General features: G+C 46.5%; 13 protein-coding genes. 9 read left to right on the forward strand and 4 right to left on the reverse strand.

The annotated features are described in order from the left end of the window. The first annotated feature begins 146 nt into the window (after nt 1–146). The gene (locus AZ66_RS01240; protein WP_044353255.1) at nt 147–1,595 is read left to right on the forward strand and encodes an alpha/beta hydrolase family protein; all 1,449 of its coding nucleotides are present in this window, start codon (nt 147–149) and stop codon (nt 1,593–1,595) included. Between the two features lie 169 nt (nt 1,596–1,764). Here the strand turns inward: AZ66_RS01240 and AZ66_RS01245 are convergent, their stop codons facing one another. Genes AZ66_RS01245 through AZ66_RS01255 form a run of 3 tightly spaced genes read right to left on the reverse strand, consistent with a single transcriptional unit; the run spans nt 1,765 to nt 2,944 of the window. After that, a complete protein-coding gene (locus AZ66_RS01245) occupies nt 1,765–2,034 on the reverse strand; it encodes a hypothetical protein (protein ID WP_156159862.1) in 270 nt (89 codons plus the stop codon). Nucleotides 2,035–2,087: 53 nt separating this feature from the next. Next, a complete protein-coding gene (locus AZ66_RS01250) occupies nt 2,088–2,270 on the reverse strand; it encodes a hypothetical protein (RefSeq protein WP_044353257.1) in 183 nt (60 codons plus the stop codon). 14 nt (nt 2,271–2,284) lie between these two features. Beyond that, entirely contained in the window at nt 2,285–2,944 is a 660-nt protein-coding gene (locus AZ66_RS01255) for a TetR/AcrR family transcriptional regulator (protein ID WP_044353258.1), read from the reverse strand. 185 nt (nt 2,945–3,129) lie between these two features. Here AZ66_RS01255 and AZ66_RS29570 point away from each other — a divergent pair, with 185 nt between their 5' ends. Next, entirely contained in the window at nt 3,130–4,113 is a 984-nt protein-coding gene (locus tag AZ66_RS29570; protein ID WP_052648333.1) for a MerR family transcriptional regulator, read from the forward strand. Further along, complete coding sequence (locus tag AZ66_RS29575; protein ID WP_052648334.1) at nt 4,110–4,943, forward strand: alpha/beta fold hydrolase; 834 nt, start codon at nt 4,110–4,112, stop codon at nt 4,941–4,943. The genes AZ66_RS29570 and AZ66_RS29575 overlap by 4 nt, the downstream gene beginning before the upstream one ends. A 214-nt stretch (nt 4,944–5,157) precedes the next feature. Here AZ66_RS29575 and AZ66_RS01270 read toward each other — a convergent pair whose 3' ends face one another. After that, the gene (locus tag AZ66_RS01270) at nt 5,158–6,393 is read right to left on the reverse strand and encodes a stalk domain-containing protein (RefSeq protein WP_044353277.1); all 1,236 of its coding nucleotides are present in this window, start codon (nt 6,391–6,393) and stop codon (nt 5,158–5,160) included. Nucleotides 6,394–6,698: 305 nt separating this feature from the next. Here AZ66_RS01270 and AZ66_RS01275 point away from each other — a divergent pair, with 305 nt between their 5' ends. The 6 genes from AZ66_RS01275 to AZ66_RS01295 form a co-directional block, all read left to right on the forward strand. Then, nucleotides 6,699–8,177: an aldehyde dehydrogenase family protein gene (locus AZ66_RS01275; protein WP_197081634.1), complete on the forward strand. Its 1,479-nt coding sequence runs from the start codon at nt 6,699–6,701 to the stop codon at nt 8,175–8,177. 218 nt (nt 8,178–8,395) lie between these two features. Further along, nucleotides 8,396–8,692 carry a hypothetical protein gene (locus AZ66_RS01280; RefSeq protein WP_021252770.1) on the forward strand — a complete coding sequence of 99 codons (297 nt, stop codon included), beginning with the start codon at nt 8,396–8,398 and terminating at the stop codon, nt 8,690–8,692. 76 nt (nt 8,693–8,768) lie between these two features. After that, nucleotides 8,769–9,962: a response regulator gene (locus tag AZ66_RS01285; RefSeq protein ID WP_231586684.1), complete on the forward strand. Its 1,194-nt coding sequence runs from the start codon at nt 8,769–8,771 to the stop codon at nt 9,960–9,962. A 301-nt stretch (nt 9,963–10,263) separates the two neighbouring features. After that, nucleotides 10,264–13,461 carry a collagen binding domain-containing protein gene (locus tag AZ66_RS01290; protein ID WP_044353261.1) on the forward strand — a complete coding sequence of 1,066 codons (3,198 nt, stop codon included), beginning with the start codon at nt 10,264–10,266 and terminating at the stop codon, nt 13,459–13,461. Further along, on the forward strand, nt 13,458–13,592 hold the full coding sequence (locus AZ66_RS33685; RefSeq protein WP_197081635.1) for a SpaA isopeptide-forming pilin-related protein: 135 nt from the start codon (nt 13,458–13,460) through the stop codon (nt 13,590–13,592). Before AZ66_RS01290 ends, AZ66_RS33685 begins: the two co-directional genes overlap by 4 nt. Continuing rightward, nucleotides 13,589–14,216: MSCRAMM family protein (locus tag AZ66_RS01295; protein WP_044353263.1), on the forward strand; the 628-nt coding region annotated here is incomplete at its 3' end. The genes AZ66_RS33685 and AZ66_RS01295, both read left to right, overlap by 4 nt.

Here is a 14,216-nt window from a genome sequence, read left to right on the forward strand (position 1 = left end):
CATGATTCTGAACAAAAACTGAAACATGCGCGGTTCACTCTTTAAACGAAATTTAAACGTACGATCGACCTCTCCTTAATCTTCCCCCTTTACGATCAATAGACAGAGGCAAGTACGCTCTGAAGAACGGGAGGAATAGGAACGTTATGCGGCTCTATGAAATATTGCTGGCTCTCTCTTGCTTTGCCTTATTGATGAGTACTCTATTTACACGCAAACTGCCCCGGTTATCCGGCATCGTAGCCAGTACAATCAGCATGTCCATCCTCACGCTGCACTTGTGGCAAGAGGGTTATCGATGGCAGATGTTCGGCGTGTACAGCCTAACTATCGTAATTACGGGGAGTCCATGTTGGAAAAGTATACGGTCATCTAGCACGGTCAATCTGTGGAGATCTGTGCGCTATACTTTATTTGGCCTATCCTGCGTCGTAATCACATTTACCGTCTTGTTGTCGTCATGCTTGCCTGTTTTTCAGCTGCCGAAACTGGAGGGATCCTATCAAGTAGGCACATTTACGATGTCGCTAACGGATGAAGGTCGAGAGGAGAGCTATACAGAGAACGGTGGAGATAAACGTAAACTCCTCGTTCAATTCTGGTACCCCGCACAAGTAGATAATGTGCAGAAGACCGAACCTGTCTTTCCTGAAGATCCAAAGATGCTCGCTGCCTATAAAAAGGGATTATCATCATTTATCAAGCTCCCTGAACCGATCTTCGATTATTGGAAGTACATCCGCAGCAATGCCTATGAAGAAGCAGCAGTACAGCATTCTTCCGTTCCCTATCCATTAATAATCATCAATCATGGAATGGGGACAACCCGATTGCTTCATGTGTCTCAAGCCGAGCAGCTGGCCAGCCACGGTTATATTGTCACTTCCATCGACCATCCGTACAGCACAGTAGCTACTGCGTTTCCAGATGGCACAAATACAGACTATCGAACTACCTTCAGCATGGATAATTTCTATACGGTAGGCAAATCCATCGGAACGGTATGGACGGAGGATGTGAATTTCGTCATTCGCCAGTTGGATGGCTTGAATGCTGGTCACATGCCAAGCCCACTTACGGGCGCCATCGACATGGACAAGATTGGTGTCATGGGCCATTCCTTCGGGGGCGCGACCGCATTTAACGTCTTGAACACGAACCCCCGCGTCAAGGCGGCGGTCAATATGGATGGCTCTCTCTATGAATTAGACATCCATAGACTAGCCGACAAGCCGGCCCTGTTCCTGAAGGCTGATAAATTTGCTGAGATGAAGGAGCAGCAGCGCAAGGGGCTTATTACAGATGCGAAGTTGAGCAGCATCATTGCACAAGAGCTTGCCATAATGGAGAAAGTAAAGCAGCACGGTGGAAGTGTCATCCAATTGGAAGGTGCGAAGCATTATAATTTCACCGACCTGCAGCTCTATTCGAATCTTCTGCAATACGCAGGTATTACAGGAACAATCGACGGTTACAGAGGGGCATCTGTCGTCAATCACTATGTTCTGGATTTCTTCAATAAGAACCTGAAGGGGACTGGCGGAGCGCTGATGAACGGCGCCAGGAGTGAATATCCCGAAGTTACGTTTCATTGATACACAATAGTAATGCTACTAGGCTGGGAAAGGCAGACTTCCTCCCCTTCCCGGCCCCAGTCTAATGAAGATAAAAAATCAATTACAGGGTAAGGAATCGATTTAATCATAAGTAATATACCGACGGTTGGTATCTATTAGTGCAAAAAAAAGTTGTTCTACCCCTTACTTAAATTCGGCGGACATTCCATACATTGATACCTGCAACCACAATTCCGGAGCCGAGCAAGCTTAATCCCCATCCCGTCTGACCAAGCCCAAGTACAACTCCTCCTACAGTCAGCAGCAGCAGTCCGATACCACCACTTATTATAGCACCTCTGTATGCCGCCTTCCGAGATGGGTGTGCAGCTTGATAAGCCTGCTTCATTGCTCTCTTGTAGGTGCTGTCAGACAGCCTCTTCGTAGATTCAAGCAGCCTCTTATTTCTCATATTCATGCTCTCCCCCTCCCCAAGTTCTTCCTCATCTTCATCACAGGCTCCCCTCATTCTCACTTTACAATTCCTAAGTTAATGACTGCACTTACTAAAGCACATACGCCAAACAGAACCGCCCAGCCTGCCCAAGTGCTTGTATCGCCACGCCGCTTGCTCAGCACGAGTCCGATGATTCCCGCTATTAGAACTACACTCGCGATGACAGATCCAACGATAAATCCTACATGCATTTGCAATGTCATCTCCTCCTTCACTCTACATTCAGGAAAGCCCCCATGTTCTTGTATTGCTCCATCACTTTCTGAATCAAGCTGTCGCTGACGACATCCACACCTAATTGCTTCATCATTAGCTGCAGAAATTGGAGACGTCGAACGGTTCCCTCGATGTCTCGCATCAACAGTACCGGGTTCATCCATACGTTCAACAGCAGCAAGAACACTTCTGCGCATTCATCGGGATATTCCGTCCTAATTGACCCATCTTCCATCCCTTGCTTCATAATAGAAGCAAGCTGCTTCGCATCCTGCAGTACGCAATCCTTGATCCCATTTACGACAAACTGTGGATTATGGATCTGTGAGCATAGGAGAGCATCAAGAGAGTGCGCATCGTGATCGACTGCAAGAGCTTCCAATAGGGAAATGAGCTTCTCGCGGGCATTCGCTGCTTGAGTACTCTGTATTAAGGTCTGGAACATGTCTGCTGTACGATCTGAGCGCTGGTTCATAACCGCCTCCAAAATCTCTTCCTTGGATGTAAAGTGATGATAGATCGCTCCCTTGGACATTCCTACTTCATTAATAATGTCTTGAATACTCGTTTTGTCATAACCCTTTTCCATGAAGAGTTTTGCAGATACCGCCATAATCTGCTCCAGCGTCTGTTCTGGATATTTGTTTCTTGCCATGGTGTAGGCCTCCCTCATTTTAAATACCGACCGTTGGTATCTATAATGATAATGTCACAATCAAACTCTTTCGTCAATGTGGTGGAGGCTATTTCCCTACTAGTTCGACTCCATTTCCATGCTGATATTGACTCTCCCCTGACCGGAGACTTTATACTCGAAACAAGATGAAGGGAGACATCAGGATGGAAGGCTACTACTCAATCGGGGAAGTATCGAAAATGACAGGCGCAACAATTAAGACGATTCGCTATTATGATGAAATTAAGCTGCTTCCAGCCTCTACAATCAGCTCGACCGGTTACCGCTACTATAACGACGAAGATATTGCACAGCTGGAACTTATCTTATTATTGCGTTACCTTGGCTTCGCTGTTCAGGATATCAAACAGATACTGCAGCATGAAGTTCCCGTATCTACCTCCATTCAGTGGCAGTTGGAGGCCATCGAGCAGCAGATTGAGCATTTGGACAGATTGAAGCATATTCTCGTTCACGCCCAAGAGCAGCAGCATCGGGAAGCTCCACTCGCATACTTGCATGATATCGCAGATATCGTCCATAAGAGCACGCATCAGAGGCAGCAATTCATCGCCAATAAAATGCAGCAACATTTAGGTACAGAAGGACTCCCGTATCAATGGCGTGAACATATCCTAACCACTTGCATTGGGTTCGTACCGAAGGTGCAGGAGCTGAGCGAGAGTCAGCTTCATGCATGGTCAAGAATGAGTACTATGCTGGATGATCCTGCCTTTGCCCTCGAAATGAAGCAAAAGCTTGAGCCCTATTGGGAGACAGTATCCAACCAGCAGTTAGATTATTCTCTATGGGGTAAGCCGTATGCCGCGCTCACAAGCACAATCCTTGCGCTGATCGAAGCAGGGGAAAATGAACGCAGTGCGAATATGCAACAAGCCGCATTAGATTACGTCCAGCTCGTCACCGGTTCTGTAGCACCAATCACGCGAGAACAGGTACGCTCCTTCCTGGAGCAAGCGGAAGCCATGACATCAGAGCGAATCCAGTTATGGTGGGAGCTTATCACAACACTTAATCCATCTCTTGCCCCCGAGGCGCAAGTTCAGCACATGATTGCGAGAACATTGGCCTATCTAGTCCGTGAACCTAGTGAACAATGGATAGCTGGAGGTGTATCAGCAACATGAACTTGACTGCTGCATGGAAAGTCCCTGTTGAAGAAGGGGATATCCATATCCAAGCGTATGGCATGAATCACGATGTGCCTGTCGTGCTGCTGCATGGCACTGCTGCCTATCACTATTGCTGGCGCAGCGTTGCTGCACAATTAGCGTCACAATATCGCGTCTATTGTCCCGATCTGCTTGGCTCTGGATTCAGTGATAAGCCACGGACGGCCCTATACAGCAAGCAGGCACAAGCGAAGCGTATTCAATCTGTGATAGAAGCACTAGGCTGCGAAGCAGTTCATCTTGTCGGCCACTCCATGGGAGGTGAAATCGCGACACACATTGCCTTGCAAGCTCCGCAGCTGTTGCGCAGCTTAACTCTGGTTGCTCCTGACGGCTTCCGCCGCGGAGTTGCCCCTCCTGTGAAATGGGCAGCCCGTAGGGGCTGGATGGACGGCATATTTCGCGGCGCGATGAGCCAGAAAATGAAGCCGACTACGCTTGCCCGGATGCTGAGCTTGCCGCTGGTACATATTACACCCGAATTCATGGACAGCTGGACGAAGCCATATCAAGATCCGAATACTCCTTACGTCATCGCTAAGACATTAGCAGACGACGATACATGTACCATTGCGCATCAGATCTCAGAGATTCATGTCCCTACCCTGCTGATCTATGGAACGAAAGATAAAATGATTCCAAAGCAAGTGTTCCACCAATATGAACAGACAGTGCCTAACCTGTTTACTGAGCTATACGACAGCTACGGGCATGTTCTCATGGAGGAGTGCCCTGATCGTCTAGCCGCATCCATTCGATCCTTTATCGTCAGGTGTTATCCCTAGACTAAATGTTGTTGAACTTTGTTGCCTCCCACATTGGTGTGAACGCACATAAAAAAGAAAGACGCCCCTATTCCCACAATTCAGTGGTTTTGGAGCGTCTTCACCCTTCTTAAGGGACTGACCTATATGGTTGCTGCCCTTATAGGGCGGTTACTTACAGAATTGTATACACCGTACACAGCTTATTCAATGATATAAAAAAGTGCTGTCCAAGCTACGATTTTAATGGAATCACATTTTTGTCGATTTGTGCTTTGGATGCTTCCCCGATGAGCCCTAATCTCCACAATGCTGTCCCTTTCAACTGATGGCGCTTTGCAAGCCCAATCACACTGCTTATGGTCTTATCGTTCTCGCTCCATGTCGAAATGCCCAAGACCAGCTTCTCCTTCGGCACTTCCTTCAAGGCAAGCTTAATGGATTCGTTTACCTTATCCAACGGCTCCGGTGCTTTCTTTCCTGTATACTCATAGGCCATAATAATGAGATCATCCGCCACTGTTGCCAATGTCTTATAGTCATATCCTCGGTAAGCTCCATTCAGTGGATGAAGCGCCAGGGACAGCTTAAGATTAGCTGCCTTGGACTCTTTGGCAAGACGAGTCACGAATTCATTGTAATCCCGCTTTGCCTTCCCAATATCTCCAGACAAGCCCAACCCTTCAAAATCAAGCACGATGCCGGAGAAATTTTTGTCCGTTGCAAGCTGCACAATATCCGCAATCGCCTTATCGCGAAGCGCCGAATCCTCTAGCATTTTCGTCAGCTCGTTCTTCCGATCTGAAGCAAATACCATGAGATACGGACTAGTTCCTTCCTGCTTTGCCTGATCCACTATCCCCTCAGGTGTTATTTCTCCTGCAGCTTGGGGCCAATAGAAGTCTTTACCGCTCGTTGTGATCGTTCCATCTTCTTGAAGCCTTGCCCAGCCAAATCCCACAGTATCAAATTGAGGGATATACTGGCGCTCGCCGAAAGCTTTTACCGCATAAAAGGCCATACTGTACATCTTCTTCGGCGGTGACTGCAAGGAGACGACTTTCGTATTCTGATCCCAGGATACTTGTGCACCGAACTGCTTACTGAAAAAGCTGAGCGGAATATAGGTCGTTCCGGTACGGGCAAACGGCGCTGCACTCAACTGCACGGCCTGTCCATTCACTTTGGCTGTCTTCTGGTTCAATTGCAGAACTACTACCTTCTTCCCATCTGCAGCCATTTGATTCGCCGTTACCGTCTTATCTTTCGCATTCCACAGCACTTCGATGCCGAGCGCTTCTGCGATTCCACGGAATGGAACCATCGTATTCCCCTGTACAATAATGGGCTCTGCCTGAAAATCTAGCGGATAGTTATCCAGCATAATCTTCGTCTTCATAGATTGACTGTTCCCAGCCGCCTCTGCGATGCCTGCTTGCTGCGGAAGTAGCAGCGTAGAGGTCAACAGCATAGACAACAGCGAACAGATAAGAAATCGCTTTTTCAAGAAAGCTCCCTCATTTCTTACAAGATTATGAGAGCGATTGCTCTATTACTCTCTCATTCGGATCTATTTTAACTTATTTCTCAATAGAATTCCTGCACTTCCTTAATGTTCCATTTCATTCACAAGCCTGTCGCACCTCATCTGCAAATCAGTCTCTATTTACATCAAAGATATCTCAATGGGAATGATTCGCTGATCGCAAGAATACATATGAGATGTACAAGTTATTAACCACTGTACCAATTCCAAATAGAAGGAGTGATTACATCTTGTCACAGATTCAGATCAGTCCTAAGGTAGAAGCATTCTTGCAAGGTACGAAAAAGCTGTTCATCAATGGAGAATGGACAGAATCCGTGAAGAATAACGTATTCTCCTCTATGAATCCCGCAACTGGTGAAGTGCTGGCTGTTGTTGCCGAAGCGCAGGAAGAAGACGTCGACAGAGCCGTACAAGCTGCTCGCGATGCCTTCGATCATGGTGAATGGTCCCGCATGAGTGGAGCTGATCGCAGCCGCTTTATTTACAAGCTGGCAGACTTGATTGAATCGAACAAGCAAGAGCTTGCAGAGCTAGAAACATTGGATAACGGCAAGCCGCTCCGTGAAACACTGGCTGCCGATCTCCCTCTTACCATCGAGCACTTCCGATACTATGCTGGCTGGGCAACCAAAAATGTTGGACAAACGATCCCGACGGCCGGCAACTTCCTCACCTATACGAGACATGAGCCTGTAGGTGTTGTAGGACAAATCATCCCGTGGAACTTCCCACTGCTGATGGCTGCTTGGAAGCTGGGCGCCGCGCTGGCCACTGGCTGTACAGTCGTCCTGAAGCCAGCTGAGCAGACGCCGCTGTCGGCACTCTATCTCGCGCAGCTCATTCAGGAAGCTGGCTTCCCGCCGGGTGTCGTCAACGTCATTCCAGGCTTCGGAGAGTCAGCTGGTGCTCCGCTTGTCCAGCATCCGCATGTTGATAAGATTGCCTTCACAGGATCAACAGTAGTAGGCAAATCCATCATGCAGGAAGCAGCCAACTCCTTGAAGAAGGTTACCCTTGAACTTGGCGGCAAGTCGCCGAACATTATACTGCCTGATGCTGATTTGTCCCGCGCAGTCTCTGGAGCGCTCAGCGGCATTACCTTCAACCAAGGGCAAGTGTGCTCAGCAGGCTCACGGCTGTACGTGCAGAAGAAGCTCTATGATAACGTTGTTGCTGACCTCGCTTCCGAAGCCAAGCGCATTCGTGTTGGCGCTGGCTTGGACTTAGACACGGAGATGGGGCCTCTAGTATCTTCCGAGCAGCATGATGTCGTCCAGCGCTACATCGAAGCAGGCAGAGCAGCTGGCGCTGAATTGGTGACGGGCGGAAGCGTACCTTACAATCAAGGCTACTTCATCGAGCCAACGGTGTTCGCACAGGTTGATCCGCAGATGACCATTGCTCGCGAAGAAATCTTCGGCCCAGTTATTGCAGCATTGCCGTATGATACGCTGGATGACTTGATTGAACAGGCTAACCAGTCCGACTACGGCCTTGCGTCTGGCGTATGGACACAGGACTTGAAGAGCGCCCACTATCTTGCAAGCCAGCTTAGAGCAGGAACCGTATGGATCAACTGCTACAACGTATTCGACGCAGCCGCTCCATTCGGTGGCTACAAGCAGTCAGGAATCGGACGTGAAATGGGCTCCTATGCGCTAGACAATTACACCGAAGTGAAGACGGTATGGGTGAATCTTGATTAATGCTGCATTTCTAACCCTTGGCATGACATGACAGTTATCCAGCTGCCAGCAGCTAAATAAGAAGGGAAGGCCGGTCTCTAGGAGTCGGTCTTTTTCCTACTGGTCTGACAAGCTGGGACGTCTCATTCTATTTCAGCAGTCGAATTCAGATTTTGTTCAGCCAAATATGATTGAATAGAACTAACGAGTACGACTATGACTGCTGGAGGAATGCGAACATGCTATTATCCATCATTCAACAAGAGGCACTTGAGCAGGCAAGACGACATGGAGGACGGCTCATTCGCTGGAGTGGAGGATGTTGGACATATGAGGGAGCTGCTATTTTAGAAGAAGATGATCATAGCAAGGCATTCCCCGAATGGCATTGCACCACCAATACGATCTTCGCCTTGGTACGGCGCGGTTACCTGTTGATGGAAGACTGGCGGAGCTGTACACTTGTTGAATCACTCCCAAGCTTGAAGTCTATTAATATGCGGGCTATTCTGGAACATAGGCACTTGAAATCGTAACACGGCTATTCACTATTTGTAGAATCAGCTTATATGCAGCATACATTCTCCCTGCGTATTCAGGAATAGAAATAGAATGGGGGCTATCTTAACAATGGGACTGCATGCCATAATTGTTGATGATGAGCGACTCGCTCTAAAGAAAATGGAAAAATTGCTGACGGAACAGACCGGAAGAAATAAAATTGAGCGATTAATGGCTTGCTATAATCCCTATGATGCGATTGAAATTGCACAGCGGGAGCAGCTCCACGTAGCATTTCTAGATATTGAAATGCCGGAGATTAACGGGTTCGAATTGGCCGAACGTCTGCTGCAAATTCATCCACAGCTACATATTATTTTTGTGACGGCCTATCAAGAATATGCGGTCAAAGCATTCGAGCTGAATGCGCTTGATTACCTACTAAAGCCGGTCCACCACAATCGGCTGGCATTGACCTTGCAGCGGCTTACCCCAACGAATCCGCAGAATGGGGCAGCTCCTGCAATCAGCCATGAGCGTACACCCCAGCTGACATTATGCTGTCTGCAAAGCTTGCACTATATCGATGCGAACGGCGCTGCACAGCGATTCCCTTGGAAGACGCTGAAAGCCCAAGAGCTATTCGCGTATCTGCTCTATTACCGAGAGAAAACCGTGAATAAGCAGGTGCTGATGGATTTGCTGTGGCCGAATTATGATACGGAACGTGCTACGACGCAGCTGCACACGGCCATTTATCAAATTAGAAAAATGATCAAAACCGCAGAACTCGATATAGAAGTCAAATATAAAGACGAAGGATATCGTCTGGCTTGGGGCGCATTGCGACTTGACGTGGAAGAATGGGAGAACTCTGTTCGCGAGGCTCCCTTACTGCAGACGGATACCTTAGCACAGCATCTTGCCATCTTGAATGCATACACAGGAGACTTCCTAGAAGAGCATCGATATGGCTGGGCTGAATATGAATGGGAGCGCATACGAACGATCTGGTTGAACCATGCCGAGGCAATTGCTCAATACTACCTTTCGGATGAAATGTACTCAGAAGCTACTCTGATCTATCGCCAAATTATTGACAAGTTCCCTCATATAGAGCATGGTTACTTCGCGCTAATGAACATTTATGCCTCTCTGAATCACTCAGCCGAAGTACGCAAACTGTACAATCTTCTGACAAGCAAGCTCGAAGAGGAGTATGATACGGCCCCTAGCAAGGAAATTACCGACTGGTACCATCAATGGATGATGGAATCAGCGCAAGCTAATGGATCTGTAATCTAGCAGCTGCTCAGCACATACACCGACCAACGCCTTACCCATCCCGATAACCTATCGGGATTTTTTGTGTAAATTGTGTTTCTTCATTTTAATATAGTCACCATATAATCATCGTACTCCCCTCCACCTTTCTCATTTCCGCACAAAAAAATGTCAAGCAAATCTGTTTAACCTACCATTTCGTTGGGTAATTTCACATGTCAGGAAATGTTTTCTGAAATTTTCATTTGGTTTGACAAAACTGAATCTTTTAGTAGACAATGATTCAGTTGCAAAAAAATTTAAAAAATAGGAGATTCTAAGCATGAACAACCTTAGAAAGACATTATACGGTCTCTTAGTAGTCGCTATTATGTTGAATCTTGTTCTGCCTCCCACACTTGTTCAAGCGTATGATGGGTTGCCGAATGCATTGTTCAATACCGGAGATCGTAATGCCACAAGCGTTACCGACCTCACCTATGGCAAGGATCCGAACAATGGCCAAGATCCCAGCAGCGTGACGAAGGTTACTTATGGGGCAATTACAGACAATATTCTTACTTCCGTCTCTATAACAGATGCGAAGGGGAATAATATTTCATCTATTCGTCCAAATCTGAATGAATATGTGAATATAGACTATACTTGGAAGCTTCCGGCCGGTCACCATTACGGCGCTGGCTCGACCTTTACATTTCGACTTCCAGACAAGTTCCAGTTATCGGCTCCAATTAAGAATCAACCTTTGAATAAAGGTGGAATCGAATACGGCACTTTTGACATTACATCGGACGGTCAAGTAACCTTCACGTTCAATGAAGAAATTGAGGATGGTCAAGAGCTAATCGGTGATTTCTTCGTATGGAGATACTTCGACGAGAAAAAGTTTGAAGGTGGAACCCAGCAAGAAATATCTTTTGATATTCAAGGGAACTCCAACTTCGAAATCCCAATTCATTTCAACAAAAATCCAAACAGCAAAGAGATTACGAAGCGTGGCACGGCCAATCGAACGATCAATCCTACGGAAATCGAATGGGTTGTAGACTTCAATACAAGTGAAGACAACATCAATAACGCTATCTTCACCGACATGCTGCCAGACGGCTTGGAAATCGATATGAGTTCGATTACGATACATAAGCTTGACGTTCAATTGAACGGAACCGTTAAGGAAGCTGAGCAAGTAGCTTACTTACCCGTACGCGAAGCCAATGGCTTCAAAATCGAGCTGGGCAATATACAAAATGCCTATCGAGTGAAATACAAAACGAAAATTACCAAGACAGAAGACAAACGCTATACCAATGCTGTTCAGGTCACAGGAGATAATCATAACCCTCTAACGATCTCTTCGAGTGTGGATGTACGATTCAGCAAGCCGCTAGAGAAACAATCTACTGGCTATGAGCCATCTACGCAAACGATCAATTGGAAAATTGAATATAATTACAACGAACGTGAAATCGAACAAGCGAAGGCTTGGATTGCGGACGTGTTTGACCCGAAGGTTCAAGAACTCAACGTGGACTCATTCGTCGTAAACGAAATGTCTATTGACGATAAGGGATATGCATCCGTCGTCAGACAAGTAGGCAAAGATGAATATACAGTTGTAAAAACAACCGACGGATTTAAGCTGCAATTCAAAAATAAAGTAATAAAAGCTTATTCCATCGAGTATTCGACCAAATCCATTGACCGAGTTTATGAAAATGGGAAAATCAACAATAAAGTTACGATGCATGACAACACCTCTAAAGAGGCATCGAGAGACATTTACCCTGTCATCTTCTTCAAGGGCCATGATGATGTTAACTATGCCAACAAAACGATCGGTTGGTACCTCACCCTGAATCAAGACAACAAGGTTATGGAAAATGTCGTCATTGAAGATACATTCAAGACGAGAGGTTTGACCATTGATCAGAAAAGCCTTGAGGATAGCTTGACGGCTGCTGGATTTACCAAAGATAAGGATTATACGATCAATTATGTAGTAGATCCTACAAATCCCCGCTATCATAGCGGATTCAAGATTACGTTTACAACGAACATTACTTCCAGTCTAGTTATTCGGTATCAGACTACATTCGATCCAGTTCTAAATAACGCCAGCTACACAAATAGTGCGACTCTGAATTGGAAAGAAAATAATATTGCTCAAAAGCCTATCACGAAAGAAGATACCGTTACACCAGATGGCTATACGAAGAACAACGGGAATAAAAGAGGTACTTACGATGCCCGCGCGAAGGAAATTACGTGGGCGATCGATATCAACTACAACCTTCACCACATCGATAAAGCCGTACTTCGCGACTTCTATACCGGCGAGCAGACATTCGTTGACGGATCTTTGACGGTACACGAACTGATCTTGTCGGGTGGCGCAAATGGTGTTGCAGAAGGCAGCATTACAAACGATTATACATTCGAAAAGAAAACGGAAAATAATAAATCGGGCTTCGAATTAACGTTTAACAACCCAATTAACAAGGCTTACCGAATTACCTACAAGACAAGCCTTAACAATCAGTCTGTCGTCAAATCCTACAGCAATGGGGCAACATTGGAGGATAAATCGACATCAAACAAAATATTTGACGGCTCGGCTTCTGTGTCACCGAAATACGGCGATGAGTATGTATCCAAGACAGGTGTCCAAGGTAAAGGGGAACAATCGGACATCGCGTTCTGGATCGTCAACATTAACCGCAGCCAATCGCACATCAAGGCCGGTTCGGTTCTGACAGATACGTTGTCTGCCAGCCAAAAGCTTGTGCCAGAGTCGATTAAGCTATACGAAACGACCGTGTCACAGAACGGAACCTTGACTAAAGCTTCCACGCCAATGGATTTGGAGCAAGTTGCGGAATTGAAGGTCGATGGCAACAAACTTACGCTTACCTTCAAGACAGAACTGGATAAAGCTTACGTTTTAGAGTATCAATCCTTTATTGATGCCGATAATGGTGAGAATTTAAGCAACAAGGTATCTTTTGAAGGTCAGTCCTCCGGAACAGTAAACGGCAATGAATCATCAAACATCAAAGTTGAATTCGCGGGAGCAGGAGGCGGAGCAAGCACCTCCAGCCGCGGAGAGTTGAAAATCAAAAAGGTCGATGCTGCTACAGCAGCGCTGCTGGAAGGTGCGAAATTCGGGCTGTACGATAAATCGGGAACGATCCTGCTGCAAGAAGCTGTAACGGATCAAGACGGAATCGCAACCTTTACTGATTTGCGATTTAGACAATACAAAATTAAAGAGCTGACCCCTCCTCCAGGCTACTTGCTGCCGCAAAAGCCGGAGCAAGTTATCACCCTGAGCAAGGATGGCCAGGTCGTTACCATTAAGAACATCAAAATCGTAAGAGATTTTGAGCTCACGAAAGTTGATGCCGAAAATAGATCTAAGCTTCTTGAAGACGCTGTGTTCAAGCTTCAGCGGTTTGATGGGGTCGGATATGCAGATGTCAATGGATATACGAGCCTTCCTACAAAAAGAACGGTAAGTTGAAGCTGACGGATCTCCCTCCAGGTCAATATAAACTGGTCGAGGTTCAGGCTCCCGCCGGGTATAAGCAGGAAGCTAAAGAAATTCCATTTACAATCGATGAAAACCAAACCGTACAAAAACGGGGACTGTGACAAATAACCGAATCAAAGGCTCTGTTGAACTGACAAAGGTAGATGACGGCAAGCCTGCTTCACCTCTTGCTGGGGCTGAGTTCGAGATTCAAGATGCTAAGACGGGTAAAGTCGTGCGCAGCAAGCTGATTACCGGAACAGACGGTAAGGTGAGCACGGGCAACCTGGATATCGGAAGCTATCAATTTGTCGAGAAGGCTGCACCTAAGGGGTACAAGCTCATTACGACTCCATTGAAATTTGATGTTAAAGATGAGAGCAAGATCGAGCTCAGATTTGTAAATGAAAAGCTTCCGGGCTCCTTGAAGCTCTTAAAGATTGAAACGGGTAAGAAAGATAAAGGGCTTGAAGGCGCTCAATTCCGTCTCCTTGACGAGAACCAGCAACCTCTCTTGGATAAGAACGGTAAGCCGTATTCAATTCAGACTACGGATAAGGATGGACTTATTCTGATTCCAAATCTGAAGGCGGGCACTTACTTTGTCGAAGAGACTAAAGCTCCAGATGGCTATCTTATTGATAAAAAGCTCATCGAGTTCACGATTACAAGTGAGAAAGAAACACTCGTGACTGTGCAGAACGCTCGCGAACCTCTTCCGGGCTCCTTGAAGCTCTTAAAGATTG

Origin of the sequence: Paenibacillus sp. E194 (assembly GCF_000935845.1) — a bacterium.
Classification (GTDB): Bacteria; Bacillota; Bacilli; order Paenibacillales; family Paenibacillaceae; genus Paenibacillus_B; species Paenibacillus_B alvei_B.

Bases quoted from the DNA above. Each gene is read 5' to 3' on its own strand.
- AZ66_RS01255 (WP_044353258.1), bottom strand. From the start codon at position 2,944: ATGGCAAGAAACAAATATCCAGAACAGACGCTGGAGCAGATTATGGCG.
- AZ66_RS01285 (WP_231586684.1), top strand. From the start codon at position 8,769: ATGGGGGCTATCTTAACAATGGGACTGCATGCCATAATTGTTGATGAT.
- AZ66_RS01280 (WP_021252770.1), top strand. From the start codon at position 8,396: ATGCTATTATCCATCATTCAACAAGAGGCACTTGAGCAGGCAAGACGA.
- AZ66_RS01290 (WP_044353261.1), top strand. From the start codon at position 10,264: ATGAACAACCTTAGAAAGACATTATACGGTCTCTTAGTAGTCGCTATT.
- AZ66_RS01270 (WP_044353277.1), bottom strand. From the start codon at position 6,393: ATGCTGTTGACCTCTACGCTGCTACTTCCGCAGCAAGCAGGCATCGCA.
- AZ66_RS29570 (WP_052648333.1), top strand. From the start codon at position 3,130: ATGGAAGGCTACTACTCAATCGGGGAAGTATCGAAAATGACAGGCGCA.
- AZ66_RS01240 (WP_044353255.1), top strand. From the start codon at position 147: ATGCGGCTCTATGAAATATTGCTGGCTCTCTCTTGCTTTGCCTTATTG.
- AZ66_RS01245 (WP_156159862.1), bottom strand. From the start codon at position 2,034: ATGAATATGAGAAATAAGAGGCTGCTTGAATCTACGAAGAGGCTGTCT.
- AZ66_RS29575 (WP_052648334.1), top strand. From the start codon at position 4,110: ATGAACTTGACTGCTGCATGGAAAGTCCCTGTTGAAGAAGGGGATATC.